The following is a 13,689-nucleotide window of genomic DNA, read 5'->3' as shown; positions in this document are numbered from 1 at the left end:
ATAACTCTTGGCGAAGGCGCGACGCGCAACCGCTTTGCCGCCTCGCCAGAAGGCCGGTACGCTGTGCTGAGCCGCGATGGCTTCCAGGAGGATTCGCCTAGTCAGGTCTATGGCGCCGCACTGCTAATGCGGTTTGGTGGCAACACCATCCGGGGTTCAAATCCCCGATCCTCCGCAGGTGAAAGGCCCTCTCCCCGAGTACGGGGGGAGGGCCTTTCGATCTTCCGGGGCGTCATAGTTGCAGTCCTAGTTGCAACGGCTACGGATTTCCCCAGAGCGCGGCGGCCAGGCGTTCGCCTGCGTCGCGCATCAGGGGTGTGGATACGTGGGTGTACCGTTCGGTCGTCGTGACCCTCGTGTGGCCGAGGACCTGCTGTACGACGCGGATGTTCACACCCTGCTCGATGAGGAGTGTCGCGGCGGTGTGGCGGGCATCGTGGACTCGTACGTCGCGGACGCCGGCCTGCTTGAGGATGGCCTTCCACGCTTTCCAGTCCTCGGTGCGCTCGATCGGTGTGCCGTGCTTGGTCGTGAACACCAGGTCGTGATCCTCCCAACGGTCTCCCGCCCGCTCCTGCTCGGCGTCTTGCATTTCGTGGTGCGCCTTGAGCTGGGCGAGGAGTTCAGGCGGGCACTGGAGAGTGAGCTTGCTCTTGCCCTTGCGTTGCCGGAAGACCAGGCCGCCGCCCGCCCGCTTGGGGCACTTGTCCGCGTGACCGGTGCAGTCCTTGAGGCAGGGCCGCTTGTAACAGACGTGGCCTGCTTGGGTGCAGTCCGGTTTACAGCCCGGCCGATGGCCGTGGATCTTGCACTTCTTGTGGCACGGCCGGCGGTGCCACTTCTCGCCGCAGGCGTGCGGGTCGTCGCAGCCGTGCCGCCACTCCTGGCGCTGTACCTGGAACCAGGCGCGGATCTCGCCTGTGTCCATGTCGATGTACGACCAGCGCAGTCCAAGCGCCTCGCCCTGGCGGATGCCGAGCGCCAGAGCGACCGACCAGCGGGTGCCGTTCCTCTTGGTTCTGGCGACGTCGAGGATGCGGCGAGCCTCTTCACGCGTCAGCGGCTCGATCTCGGTTTCCGCGGCCGTGGGTGCCTCCACGAGGGTCGCCACGTTCCGGGTGACCTTGTCCCGCCGGACCGCCACTTTGAGGGCGCGAGAAAGGATGCGATGCACCTTGAGGACTGTGCTTGTGGACAGGCCCTTGTCGAGCATGGTCGTGTACGCCGTGTCGAGGTGCTCCGGGGCAAGCCGGTTCAGTCGGTGCCGGCCGAGAAGCGGGATGATCCAGTGGCGGGTCTTGGATCGGTAGTCCGCCAGCGTGCGCGGAGCCATCTTCCCCGAGGCGACGAGTCGTTCACAGATCACGTCCAGGTACTCGGTCATCCACTCGGCGACCGTGGGAACTCGGCCCGGCTTGGTGACCTGCCCGGTCTCGCGGTTGCCCTCCAACTCGGCGACCTTGCGGGTTACCTCGGCCTCCGTCTTGGCCATCCGGTGACGACGGTCAGGCGAGCCGTCGGGCTTGATGCCGATGGTGACCCAGCCGTGCCAGTAGCCGTCCTGGCCGAGGTAGATGGAGGAGCGCCCGTTTGGCTTCTTCGCCATCATGCCGCGCCCTCCTGTCGTACGAGTCCGGCCTTGAGCTCCAGAACCCGAGCGAATTCGATCAGCGCCCAACGAGGAACGAGGCGGTAGCCGTCGTCCTTGATGGACTTGAGTTCGCCGCTCTTGATGAGGCGAAAGACTGCGGTCCGGCTCATGCCGAGCAGTACGGCCGCATCCTTTGGGCGATAGAACAGGGGCTCCATCTATGCCGCCTCCTCTCGGATCTCTGATGGATCTTGACCGTCTGCCTGGTCTTGGAGCCTGGCCATGTGGGCTCGCCACCGTTGGCGTTCGGCGACGGTGCGCAGGAGGCGTATGGCGAGTGGTGGCACGTTGGCGTCTCCGGCCGGGACGGGGCGCCAGATGTAGCGGTGTGGGTCGGCGGGTTCGTCGGCCTGGCCGAGGGCTTCCAGGACCCAGGTACGGCGGTCCCGCTTGTGCTCGGCCAGCGTCTTGTTGGACCACTTCCTGGAGACCAAGACCCGGCGGCCGGCGTAGCCGAGGTGTTCAGGCTTGTGTGCCTTGCTACGGCACTGTCCCGGAGCCATCCCCGCCTTGGCGTTCTTGGGCTGGACGCCGTAGCGCAGCCAGTTCGGGCAGGTCGGCGAGCAGGGTTCGTAGCGCAGGGCATCGACCATGCGCGCGGCATGCTCGCGCTGGGCCTGGCCGCCGTCGAGGCCGTCGCCGATGGACTTGGTCAGGTACTTGGACAGATACCGGATGCACTGATCGGCGTCCGGTGTACCGGCGAGAACACCTTGCACGTCCACCTGATCGCCGAAGCGCAGAACGTGGAGGGGTTCGGCGTCCTCGTCCAGAGCGTCAAGGGCCTCGTCCCAGGTGGGCAGTACCTCGCCGGTAGCGGGGTCGAGGTAGCCGGCCTCCTCGTCCCAAACAGGCGGATGATCGCCGTCGAAGACGACTTCGTCAGCCTGTGGCCACCACACCTGGTGATACGTGGCCGCAGCTATCTGCCTGATCTCCGCGCGCGGCAGGGTCCCCCGGATAGCCATGTGCAGGTGCGGCGCGAGCCGCTTCTGCGGCTCTACAGCCGCGAAGTACTGCACGTCATAGCCCGCGACCCGGCGTAGGTTCTGCACGAAGCGATCCACGAGCTTAGAGAAGTGCAGTGCGTCCCGACCGGCGCGCCGGTAGTCGTAGGTGTCGGGGTCGATCGGGACGCCGTCGCGGACCTTGCCGTAGCTGGGAAGGGTGAGCGTGACGAACAGCGATGGCCGGTAGGTCTTGCCGTCGGTGCTGGTGAAGGTGCGTCCAAGGGTTGTGTTGGTCATCTTGCGCTTGGGCAGATCGGGGGCGTCCTGCCGCCGGCGGGTTGATCGGGTGCGCTTGGGCACCGCGGATCCGGTGACGCTGCCACGCATGCCAGCGGCGTTGATCTCGTCATCGAGGCCGGACAGGACGGCGTCCAGGTCGGTGGTGTCGTCGCCGGCCTGCTCGGCGGCATCCCGTCTGGCCTGCGTGTCGGCGCGGAACTCGATCAGCCAGCGCTGTTCTTCGTTCGGCTCGTCGGGTGTGATCGTGGGTTCGGTGTCGAGGTGCCAGCCCTCGCGGCATTGGGCCATGCGGAGCTGCCGGTTGCGCTTGGCACACGGCGGGCACTTGCTGGCGAGGACAGCCCCGCACGGGACGTCGATGATCTCGGACTTGCCGGTGACGATGTCGAGCCGCCGCAGCGGGATAGGCCGGATGCAGACGCCATGGAGCTTGGCGACCTCCACGAGTACGTCCCGGGCCATCGGCATGGCTTGGCGGACGGCCCGGGGTAGTGCGCGGTCGTGCGGATGGGTCACGCGATCCTCCCTGCGTCGGGGGTCTCGGTCATCACGGCGCAGAGCCGGTAGTGCTCGTGGGAGGGGGAGGCGTGGACGTGGGGCTGGTAGAGCTCGAAGACCCGCATGCGGGGCAGATCACGGGCGGTCAGTAGGACCAGGAGGGGGCGGCCGGCGACCCGGCTGATTTCGTCGGCGGTGCCGTGGAAGCAGATCTTCACGCTGCCTCCCCATGTGGGGTGTAGGCGTCGACCATGGCGCGGATGTCGTGATCGGAGACGTAGGCGGCGCGGACACGGACGGGTTCGGGGCTGGCTTCCAGCCGGACGTAGCCGACGCCCGCGCCCAGCTCCGGGACGGGTGAGATGCGGTCGGCCAGGGCGCCCCGGTCGCGTGAGCCGTCGCCGAGGACCATGTCCACCTGCTCGGACTCATCGAGCCGGAGGGCGATCTTGTCGGGGAACAGGTTGCGGATGTTCATGACCTCTTTGCGCGGGTCCTGGAGCGCGGCCATGACGCCGACACCGACCGCGCGGCCTTGAGTGGTCAGGGTGGCCAGGGCTGCGGAGATGCGTTGCCGGAGTTGCCGGTCGGACTGGTAGGCGGTCAGGAACGCCACCTCGTCAACGACGACCAGGACGAACGGGTCATCGACGGTGGGCGTGTGGGAGCGCTGGAGTCCGGCGAACCGGGCGGCTCGTTTCTGCATGACGGCGACGGCCTCGTCCAGCAGGTCGGCGCACTCCTCGGGAGTGGCCGCGTACCGATCGCCGAACAAGGGGCGGCCGTAGGACAGTTCCATGAGTTTGGGGTCCAGCGCCCACAACTCGACCAAGCCCGCGCTGGCGGCGGGGAGCAGGGAGCGGATGACGGACCAGATGATCGACCCCTTGCCGGCCCCGGTCGCGCCCGCGACGAGGACGTGGGTGCCGTGCACCTTGAGCCGCCACGGCCGCCCGTCCTCGCCTTTGCCGATCTCGACCGGTCCCACGGTCGGCTCCTCCGGAATGGGGACCGCTGGCAGGGGAGAGGCGAGTGGATCGCTGCGCGGGAAGGTCAGCGTCAGCCGTCCGGCATGGGACAGTGCCACGCGGCACGACTTCGCGCCGAAGCCTTGGGCCAGGTGGTCGGTGCGGTCAGTCCAGTCCTTGACTGCTTGGCCCTTGAGCATGCGCACGGTGACCACGTCGGCCCACGAGGTGCAGGTGATCTTGCCCAGCCGCGGGAGGTAGTCACGGCCCCGGAGATGACGGCCGAGACCGGAGACGATCATGACGGGTTGCCAGTGCCGCCGGTAGATCCAGACGAGCCGCCACCAGGCCAGCAGCCGGTAGCCGACGAGGCGAGCGAACGACGGGCGGTGAATGAACGCCCAGGAGGCCAGGGCCATGGCGACCGTACCGGCCAGGGACGCCGCCATGGGCCAGCCGTAGACGTACCAGAGAGCACCGAGGACGACGAGGATGGCGGTCGCGATGGGGTGACGCCAGATCGTACGGACGAGTCTGGCGACCGTGCGACCGATGAGGATGATGATGGTCAGGATTGCGGGTGTCTTGACCACGGCCGGGCGGAAGACGACGGCCGTGTCGGGCGTGGTGGAGACGAGGTTGCGCGCCTCGTCTCCAGGCAGCCGCTTGAACATAAGCTGGGAACCTCTCGTGATGTGGAGTCAGGGGAGAACCGAGGGGCCGCCGGAAGTTGCCGCTTCCAGCGGCCCCGCCTCATGTCAGGTCACCGGGTCGGTGGCGTCCTTGTCGGCCTGTTCGGCGTGCAGTTGCTCGCAGTCGGCCAGGTAGCGAGCGGCGGCGGTGAAGATCTCGCGGGCGGTGCTCAGGTCGGCGTCGGTGACCGGCCCGGCTCCGGTGGTGGAGATGTGCACGTTCGCCTCGGGGGAGTAGAGCTCCAGGTACGGGCGCGGGTTGCTGAGCAGGAGACCGGCGCGGACCTTGAGGTCGGGCATGTGGAAGGAGACGCCGACGTGCGGCGTGGATTCGGGTCGCAGGGACAGGGTGATGTAGGTGTACGGGCGCAGACTCATGCCGCGACCTCCTTGCCGTCGGGCAGGCCGTAGAAGCTGCGCTCGACGGTGCGGGCGAAGCGGTTGGCTGCGTGGGCGAGCTGGCGGGCGAACTCCAGGTCCTCCACCGTGATAGGTCCGCTGGTGGTGACCAGGACGGAGGTGGCGCCGAAGTCGAGCGCCAGGACGGGCTCACGGCGGGCGAACGGGTGGTTCATGGTGCGGGCGGCGTGCCCGGTGGTCAGCCGGATCACGCTGTTGCGCGGGGTACGGCGTCGGGTCATCAGGCGGCGTCCTTTCCGGCCGAAGCCTTGGCTGTCTGGGCGGGCTGGGCAGTCTGGCGGGGGGCGTACATCTCGCGAACCTTGATCGAGTACGCGAGGCGGCCGGCGGCGTTGACATACGGGGTGACGGACATGCCGTTGAACTCGACCGGCGTGAACGGCAGCCCCGGCATGGGTTGCGGGGGGATCGGCTGGACCGGCGCGAGGATCTTGACCGCGACGGTCTTCTGGGCGGGCTTGAGGGTCGGGTCACCGTCCATGACCGCGACCTGCCAGACCAGTTCGGCGGTCTGCTTGTCGCGGGCCTGCACGAACCGGCCGCCGGTGGAGGCGTCGAAGTCCTTGACGGCCTCGACCTCGCCGACGATGTAGCAGCCGTGCGGGAAGACCATGGTGTAGCTGACGGGAATGGGTCCCTGGATTGCCATGTGGTTCCTCTCGATAGCGGTGGAGAGCTCTTCGTTCGCTCGTCCACTTGTCCGCATGAGTTGAGAGTAGGCTGTGGCCACTCGTCCGCACAAGTGGTTGAGCCGGAGTGGCGCGGTAAGAATTACCTCACCTTGTAGACATCCTCAAGCTCATGCAGGCTGCCAGGCAGCGCCAGACTCATGGCCAACAGGACGTTCCCCGCAGGGTCGTGTACCGTCGCCGTCACGCCGAGCACCGGATTGGACGATCCCAGCAGCTCGGACTCGTCCTTCGTAGGCTTGCGCGCGGACAGCCGCTCGGTGATGCGATCGAACCGCACATGCTTGACCGCCTGGAGATGCTTGCGGATGCCGCCCCGCAATGGCTCGGCCTTGTCCAGGTCGGTTCCCACCGCGATCTCCAGCGGCACCCATAGAGTCTCCACCGCCGAGACGAGATCAGCCTGACGGGCCACCCGCTTGCGGACGATCACCGGCGTGCGCTCGGCGACCCCGAGCAACTTCGCGACATGCCGAGGCGCCGGAACCCGCACCACCTCAACAAGACTGTCGGCGCTCTCTCCCTGCTCCGCAGCGCCAAGGCCAGGACGAACGGTCTCGGCCTCGCGTTCCGGCCGGCCCTTCACGAACGACCCACGCCCGTGCTCGCGCTCGATCCACCCCTGCATGGCGAGCGTCTGAAGCGCCCGCACGACCGTGGTGCGCCCAACGCCCAGCTCACGAACAAGCTGCGTCTCGGACGGCAGCATGTCGCCGGGGGCGTACTCGCCCGACTCGATGCGCTCCTGGATCGCCTGCATGACCTGCGCATATTTCGGCGGGGCGAAGTCCATGCTCATGTTGGCCGTCCGTTCACTCTTGCGCTTGTCCGCATAAGTACAGTACCGGCTGAGCCAAGACTTGTCAGGCCATGATTAGGACTCAGAACGCCCCGCCAGGAGGCGTACACACTCCTCGCAAGCGCTCGGGACGGTCGGCATGAACGGCACTTGCCAATCACCGATCACCACAAGCTGAATCGTCTCGCCGCACAACGCCTTGGAAGCGCCACGCACAACCGCGTGCTGCACGAGCGAGAAATTGCGGCGCTCCGTCCCCACCCCGCACGACACTCGCCGGCCGGTCATTACTCGACCCCGTCAACAAGATCGGCGATCAACGCCGAATATGGCTGCGTCCTACGCAGGTCCGAATAATGCATAGAGATACGGCGAGCGGCCCGCACCGGGTCAATCGCCGGATGCCAGGCATAGATGACACGACGACGGGCGACATTCCAGCCGGTTCGCCACCAGTAGTGACGACCGTCGCACCACACGACCAGCCCGACCCAGACCGACACCAGGGCGAGCCCGTACCCGTCATGGACATCTGCGCTGACGCCGTTCTGCTCCAGCGCTTCCCGGAGCAGTTCGGCGGAACGACGCGGATCGATCGTGATCACGACGGGGGCCGTCATTCGGCCACCCGCTCGAACCGCACCGAGCCCGCCGCGTCGAGGTAGGCCCGGAAGATCTCGCGCCGAGTGGTCTCGTCCCGCACGGCCCCGAGCCCGTAGACGCTGTGGACGATCCGCCCCAGCACCGCGCCAGCGTCCTCCGACATGCCCCGCATGGCCTTACGCAGCTCATCCATGGCGGTCGCCTGGAACGAACTCGACCCGCACGTCCCCAGCTCCTCACCGAGGCCGGACAGAACCCGGACCTCCCACTCGAACGCCTCGCTGGCGGCAGGACCGTGCTCGGCCCCATCGCAGTGAAGGCACTCAGTGGTGACCGACGAGGCCGCATCCAACCTCGATGCCGCCACATGCCCACGACGGGTGACGATCTTCCATCCCCGCCCCTCGCATTCTTCGCACCTGACTGGAGTTGTCATGCGGCAGAGCATGAATGGACCAACCGTTTATACATATCCCACGGCGATATACCGCCGAGGCATATAGAGTCCGCCGCACAGCAATGCACAATCTCGGAGTACGAGTTCCGGAGGGTCGCATGCGCGCGAGTGGTTTCCAGCCGATCAAGCTCCCGCCATCGGTATGGGAACGCGACGATATGCGAGAAAGCCTGAAAAACCGCGACATCGCGGGACTATTCCGCCTGGTCGCCAAATACGGCGGAATCAGTCAGGTCCGCATCGCATCAGCGACCGAAATCGCCCAGCCCCGCGTCAACAAGATCTTCAACGGAACGGCCGGCCCCATCGAAGAACTGGCCGTCTTCGAACGCATCGCCACCGGACTCGGCCTGCCCGACCACGCCCGCATGCTCCTCGGACTGGCCCCGCTCGACACCGCGTCCCCGACAGGCGACCTCGACGACGAGCACCAGGAGCAGACCGACGAACTCACCGCCCGCCTGGAAGCCGCCGCAGCCGTCGACGACACCATGGTCATGATCCTGCGTACGGACACCAACAACCTCCGCCTCCAGGACCGCCGACTCGGCAGCATCGCCATCGCCGACAAGATGCACGCCCAGATGGCCCAGATCGAACGAGCCCACCGCCACGCCGTCCGCCCACGCATCCGTACCCACCTCGCCCACCTACTTGCCGAGACAGCGTCGCTGGCCGGCTGGCAGGCCATCAACACCGTGGCGCTCAACGACGCGTGGAACCACTACGAACGAGCCAAGGCCGCCGCCCGCGAAGCCGAGAACGCCGCCGTCCTGGCCTACGTCTCCGGCGAACAGGCATACGTCCTCATGGACCTGGCACGCCCCGCCGAAGCAGCCGAACTCCTCCAGCACATCCACACCACCCACCGCGACCGCGTCCCCGCCCGCCTCAGAACATGGCTCGCCGCTGCCGAAGCCGAAGCCGCAGCCATCCTCGGCGACGAAGACGCATGCCGTCGCGCGCTCGACCAAGCCGCCCTCGTGCTGCCAGAAGGCGACGGCGACCCGGACATGCCCTACCTGTCCATCAACGTCCACCACTTCGCGCGCTGGCGCGGAAGCTGCCTGCTCCGCTTCGGCGACCCCAACACGGTCGAGGACCTACGCTCATCACTCGCCGGAATGGACGGCACCTACAACCGCGCCGAAGCAGGCGTCCGCTGCGACCTCGGCCACGCCCTGCTCGCAGCCGGCGAACCTGAAGCAGCGCAGCCCCACATCCAGCGCGCCAAGCAACTGGCCACCATGACCGGCTGCCGCCGTCAAAGACGCCGCATCGAAGAACTCTCGCGAGCCGTCAACCGCGCCCTCGGCCGTTGAGCCGCTGCTGAGCCTGAAGCAACCCGATCAGCGTCCCCGACGTCCAGATGTCCCCACGGGCGATCATCTCGGGGATCTCGGCCATCGGAACCCACTCGATCCGATCGGCCTCCACCTCACCCTCAGGCTTGCCCACCAGCTCGGCACCATGCACCAGGAACAGGATGTGCTCAGAGTCCACCATGCCGGCCATCGGCTGATAGCTCACCAGGTGCTCAACCTGCTTCGGCCGATACCCGGTCTCCTCCTCCACCTCCCGCACAGCCGTCGCCATCGGATCCTCGCTGGCCTCGACCAGCCCGCCAGGAAGCTCCCACCCCCACCGATCAAACACGAACCGATGCCGCCACATCAGCAACACGCGGTCTTGCTCATCCAGCACGACAGCAATCGCGGCCCGATCCAGGTGCACCACATGATGCTCGAACCGCTCCCCGCCCGGGATCTCAACATCAGCCAGCCCCAACCGGATCCACCGGTTGTCATAGACCAGCCGCTCCCCATGGACGACCCAGCGCGTTAGCTCAGTATCCTCACCCACACCTCGAAGCTACCGCCCCGCCCGCTCGCGGTACATGGCTTCCGGAGACGAGCCAAGATGACTGAATTGCAACGGCAAGAGATTCCTCCCTTTAAGGCGCTTACCAGCTACGGTGTCCTAAGCTCTAGATATGCCGATCGACCTAGAGTCCGGTGATCAATGGGCGTCTATCATCGCGGCCGCCGTCGCGGTCCTTGCCGCTGCGGCAGCGCTGACACGCTGGGCATGGCAGAGGTCTATCCCTTATCGCGCTCGACGCCAAGCGTCACGCTCCAATCAGACTCAGGCGATCATTCAACGCGTTAAATACTGTGATCCTATTGCGTTGGGAGTCCACCGCGCTATTCAAGACATCTCTGATGGTCGCAAAATGAAGAGACCTGACGTCCTTCCTGCATATATTAAGCGCGATTTCGACGACGATCTCGTGATGGCTTTATCGCGGTGCATGAGGTCGAGTGGCCTAATACTACTCGTTGGCACATCTTCCACAGGTAAAACGCGCAGCGCGTACGAAGCGCTCAAGAGTGCGATGCCGAATTGGAAAGTTGTTCAGCCAATCACCCCGCAACGTCTCCTAGCAGTGCTCACCGAGATCAGCAATTGGAAGAGGACGATCATATGGCTCAATGAGGCGCAGGATTATCTGGATGCTGGTGAGGGGAATGAACTAGCGGCGCAGCTAATACGATTGCTTGCGGACGCAACATCGTTCATCGTAGTGGGAACTTTGTGGCCGGATAAGTATCATGAACTTATCAATGAGGGCATCAGCAATAATGGAGGTGTTTCCAAGTCTGCGCGTCGCTCTCTACTGCATTCAGCGATCGTAGTTCCAGTAGGTACGCAGCTATCCGCCGCGGAAATGCGGACTGCGCGTGAACTTGCACAACAGGATAGCAGTTTGCGGCTCGCAATCGATTATGGCGGACACAAAATTATGCAATCGCTAGCCGCCGGCCCAGATCTTATCCACCATTGGGAGACGTCGCCCACGCCCCAGGCATCCGCTGTACTGACGGCGGCCATAGATGCTCGAATGCTGGGGGTCAATGGCCCGTTAACACGAAACTTTCTGCGATCGGGCGCGACTGCCTATTTGAGCGGGCACGATCGTGCCGTCCTCTTGTCCGATGGCCAGATCTTTGAGGCCGCACTCCAATATGCCCGATCGCCTTTGAAAGGAGCAGTTTATGCATTGAACGAGATCACTTCGCCGAGAGGCAGGACGCTGGGATACAGAATTGCCGACTATCTCCATGAATATGGAGCATCTCTGCGCCTTTTAGCAGAAATAGGAAGCGAGTTCTGGGCGGCACTCGAGAAGCATATTGTCGACCCTTCCGATCTATTCAAGCTTGGTGAAGCGGCGAAAATAACGAATGAGCTCGAGTGGGCCGAAATGTTGTTCAAAAAGGCAATAAAGCTGGGAAGCAAGGAGGCTAGCGTTGAATTAGCGCATATGTTCGCCGCTCAACTCAGGATTACAGAGGCTGATCTGACCCTGTCGGAAGCGGTGGAAAATGGGGATACTAATGCCTGGCTTACGCATTTCCGACTGCTACGCTCCCAGGGTCGGCTAGTAGATGCCGAACGGACACTTCGCAGAGCGATTCAGCTGAAAGCTCCGTGGACCATAAGTAGCAGCGGGCGAATGTCTAAGTATGGAATAGAGCATTATGGCCCTGTTCTCGGTTTCTCAACTAACGTGTACCAATTCGGGCCGAGGTCGGAACTGACGGATCTACTTCTATCCCAAGGCCGTCACGAAGACGCAATAGTGACTTGGAGAGAGGCGGCTGAGGCCGATGAAGATTATGCGCGGCAGCATTTGGCGCGTCTTCTGACAGAACATGGTCTGGTTGACGAGGCTGAAGATAATCTAGCCAGAGCTACGATGAGTGGCGAACCTGGAGCCCGATATCAATTGGCAGTCCTACTTGAAGAACAGGGCCGTGCCAATGACGTTATGGAGGTGTGGCAACAAGGCATCCTTCTGAAGGAGGCGCGTTCAGCGCAGAACCTTGGCGAGTTTCTGCTGAAGATAGGGCGTGCAGCGGAGGCAGAGAGAGTATTGAGGACGGCGGTAGACAGAGAGGATGGCGAAGCATGGATTGACCTGCTAGAGCTATATACGAAGCAGGGACGGCAAGGAGAGGTAGAGTCTCTGCTGCATCGAGCGATCGAGCGGGAGTTCCCCGGGGCGCGGTCGGAAATGGCTGTATTTCTCCAAGAAAGGGGCCGCACTGCCGACGTACGGGGGCTTCTGGGTGCTGCCATCGAGGCTGGCGAAAAGGATGCCTGGAAGCGGCTTGCGGAGTTCTTCATAGACACTGAAGCAAATCAATTGGCGGCAGTTCCGGTGTTGCGTAATGCTGCTACACGCAAGGAGCGGGACGCTGACTCCATTTTGGCAACGTTGCTTACATTGCATTCTTCCTATGATGAGGCGGAGCAGATTAGGCTCCGAATGGTTGCCACAGGTGAATATGGGGCGCGCTTTGGCTTGGCTGGCTTCTACGCTGGTCAAGGCCGATTTGATGACGCCGAGCGGGTACTGCGCGAGGCAGTTCGTCATAGTGAGACTCATGCTCGTGAGTACCTTGCGGACTTTCTGACGGCACAGAACCGCTCTGAGGACGTCCAACTGCTGTGGCGTGAAGGAATTGCAACAGGAGACTGGCATGCGCGAGAGAACTTGGCGCAGCTTCTAGAGAATAAGAATCGGCTTGGCGAGGTGGAAGAGATATTGCAAGAGGCGATTGTGGCAGGTGAGCTGAATGCGCATCAAAATCTCGCTACCTTCTTCATGAAGCATGCAAGGTATCGCGAAGCGGAGGCTGTTCTTCGGAAGGGTCTAGATATAGGTGAAACCTATATCCTGCATCATCTCGTGTCTCTGCTGGTTATGGAGGGGCGCTTTGACGAAGCAAGGGGAGAAATAGGCAAGTACAAAGAAAGAGGACTGTTTGACGCCTTCTCTTTGGAAGCGTCCATTTTCCAAGCGGAAGGAAGGGAAGGTGAAGCTCGGCAAGCGCTTGGTGAGGCCGTTCGAAGACATGAGTGGATGGCGGATGAAAAGTTACTTGATTTGGCCTTTGAGGAGACGGAACCATCTAATCTAGATGGCGAGCCCGCCCTTATTTCTCCATACGCGGTCCAGAAGTTGATTGAAGCCGGCGATGCATCGAAGGCCAAGAAGGTGCTTAACGGCCTGCTTGCCATTAAAAGCCCGTGGAAGGCGGCAGAGCATGCCGACCTCTTGGTCCGCCTTGGGGACGAATCGAGTGCGGAAGCACTCCTACGCTGGGCTATTATTCGCCAAGGATGGCACCCTCGGACCGATCTTGCGACCCACCTGCGAAAAAGGGGGCGACTTGAAGAAGCTTACAAGGTTGCAAGGCAAGCAGTTATTATGCAGGAATATGGTGCCTTGATCGAACTGTCTGCCGTTCAAATATCCCGAAACGAGTACGAGAGCGCAATCGCCGTCCTATGGGAAGCTACTGCTAGGGGAGAGCGCTGTGCGGCAGACAAGTTAACGTTCTTGCTCAATAGTGCTTCGCCTTAGGTTTCGTCTGCGAAGGGGCAGCCTCAGAGGAAGCCTTATTGAGGCTTAAGAGGTTTAGGCATTTCCAGCCCGAAAAGAGTGGAGCGGGAGAGGCGCGGCAGCTAACGCGGCGCTAAATAGCTGCCGAGTTGTTCTTGTAGGTATCAAGCGGCGGCGCGGCGCGCCGCCGTATCCCCGGCCCTCCGCCCGCCCGCCGTCCGGGCGTGCGGCCTGGGGGCCGGTCCCGGA

Annotated in this window: 14 protein-coding genes and 1 tRNA gene; 3 read left to right on the top strand and 12 right to left on the bottom strand. The window is 63.6% G+C overall.

All coding sequences use genetic code 11. From position 1 onward, the window contains the following. Positions 1–86 precede the first annotated feature (86 nt). Positions 87–175 (top strand) — tRNA-Ser (locus ACNF49_RS03720). Between the two features lie 84 nt (positions 176–259). Here ACNF49_RS03720 and ACNF49_RS03715 read toward each other — a convergent pair. The 11 genes from ACNF49_RS03715 to ACNF49_RS03665 form a co-directional block, all read right to left on the bottom strand. After that, on the bottom strand, positions 260–1,609 hold the full coding sequence (locus ACNF49_RS03715) for a tyrosine-type recombinase/integrase (protein ID WP_352365752.1): 1,350 nt from the start codon (positions 1,607–1,609) through the stop codon (positions 260–262). Continuing rightward, on the bottom strand, positions 1,606–1,809 hold the full coding sequence (locus ACNF49_RS03710; protein ID WP_352365750.1) for a helix-turn-helix domain-containing protein: 204 nt from the start codon (positions 1,807–1,809) through the stop codon (positions 1,606–1,608). Before ACNF49_RS03710 ends, ACNF49_RS03715 begins: the two co-directional genes overlap by 4 nt. Further along, positions 1,810–3,417 carry a replication initiator gene (locus tag ACNF49_RS03705; RefSeq protein WP_482942803.1) on the bottom strand — a complete coding sequence of 536 codons (1,608 nt, stop codon included), beginning with the start codon at positions 3,415–3,417 and terminating at the stop codon, positions 1,810–1,812. Then, on the bottom strand, positions 3,414–3,617 hold the full coding sequence (locus tag ACNF49_RS03700) for a hypothetical protein (protein ID WP_482942802.1): 204 nt from the start codon (positions 3,615–3,617) through the stop codon (positions 3,414–3,416). The genes ACNF49_RS03705 and ACNF49_RS03700 overlap by 4 nt, the downstream gene beginning before the upstream one ends. Continuing rightward, on the bottom strand, positions 3,614–5,041 hold the full coding sequence (locus tag ACNF49_RS03695) for an FtsK/SpoIIIE domain-containing protein (protein ID WP_482942801.1): 1,428 nt from the start codon (positions 5,039–5,041) through the stop codon (positions 3,614–3,616). Before ACNF49_RS03695 ends, ACNF49_RS03700 begins: the two co-directional genes overlap by 4 nt. 84 nt (positions 5,042–5,125) lie before the next feature. Then, positions 5,126–5,437, bottom strand: coding sequence for a hypothetical protein (locus ACNF49_RS03690; protein WP_482942800.1), 312 nt, complete (start codon positions 5,435–5,437; stop codon positions 5,126–5,128). Further along, the gene (locus ACNF49_RS03685; RefSeq protein WP_482942799.1) at positions 5,434–5,700 is read right to left on the bottom strand and encodes a hypothetical protein; all 267 of its coding nucleotides are present in this window, start codon (positions 5,698–5,700) and stop codon (positions 5,434–5,436) included. The genes ACNF49_RS03690 and ACNF49_RS03685 overlap by 4 nt, the downstream gene beginning before the upstream one ends. Further along, positions 5,700–6,128 (bottom strand): plasmid replication, integration and excision activator, encoded by a 429-nt coding sequence (locus ACNF49_RS03680; protein ID WP_482942798.1) that lies wholly within the window; start codon positions 6,126–6,128, stop codon positions 5,700–5,702. Before ACNF49_RS03680 ends, ACNF49_RS03685 begins: the two co-directional genes overlap by 1 nt. Before the next feature lie 122 nt (positions 6,129–6,250). Next, positions 6,251–6,967, bottom strand: coding sequence for a GntR family transcriptional regulator (locus tag ACNF49_RS03675; RefSeq protein ID WP_482942797.1), 717 nt, complete (start codon positions 6,965–6,967; stop codon positions 6,251–6,253). A 287-nt stretch (positions 6,968–7,254) separates the two neighbouring features. Then, positions 7,255–7,572 carry a hypothetical protein gene (locus tag ACNF49_RS03670; RefSeq protein ID WP_482942796.1) on the bottom strand — a complete coding sequence of 106 codons (318 nt, stop codon included), beginning with the start codon at positions 7,570–7,572 and terminating at the stop codon, positions 7,255–7,257. A gap of 11 nt (positions 7,573–7,583) precedes the next feature. Then, entirely contained in the window at positions 7,584–7,763 is a 180-nt protein-coding gene (locus ACNF49_RS03665) for a hypothetical protein (RefSeq protein WP_482942795.1), read from the bottom strand. A 362-nt stretch (positions 7,764–8,125) separates the two neighbouring features. On the opposite strand from ACNF49_RS03665, the gene ACNF49_RS03660 reads away from it, so the two are divergent. Beyond that, positions 8,126–9,349 (top strand): NsdA family TPR-like regulatory protein, encoded by a 1,224-nt coding sequence (locus tag ACNF49_RS03660; protein WP_482942794.1) that lies wholly within the window; start codon positions 8,126–8,128, stop codon positions 9,347–9,349. On the opposite strand, the gene ACNF49_RS03655 is transcribed toward ACNF49_RS03660, so the two are convergent. Then, positions 9,327–9,890 carry an NUDIX hydrolase gene (locus ACNF49_RS03655; RefSeq protein ID WP_482942793.1) on the bottom strand — a complete coding sequence of 188 codons (564 nt, stop codon included), beginning with the start codon at positions 9,888–9,890 and terminating at the stop codon, positions 9,327–9,329. The genes ACNF49_RS03660 and ACNF49_RS03655 overlap by 23 nt on opposite strands. A gap of 130 nt (positions 9,891–10,020) precedes the next feature. Between ACNF49_RS03655 and ACNF49_RS03650 the strand changes: the two genes are divergently transcribed. Beyond that, complete coding sequence (locus ACNF49_RS03650; RefSeq protein WP_482942792.1) at positions 10,021–13,461, top strand: tetratricopeptide repeat protein; 3,441 nt, start codon at positions 10,021–10,023, stop codon at positions 13,459–13,461. Positions 13,462–13,689: the final 228 nt, after the last annotated feature.

It is taken from the genome of Actinomadura sp. ATCC 39365, from assembly GCF_054392275.1.
The sequence above is the reverse complement of the archived record's forward strand: the minus strand, read 5'-3'. Positions and strand labels throughout refer to the sequence as shown.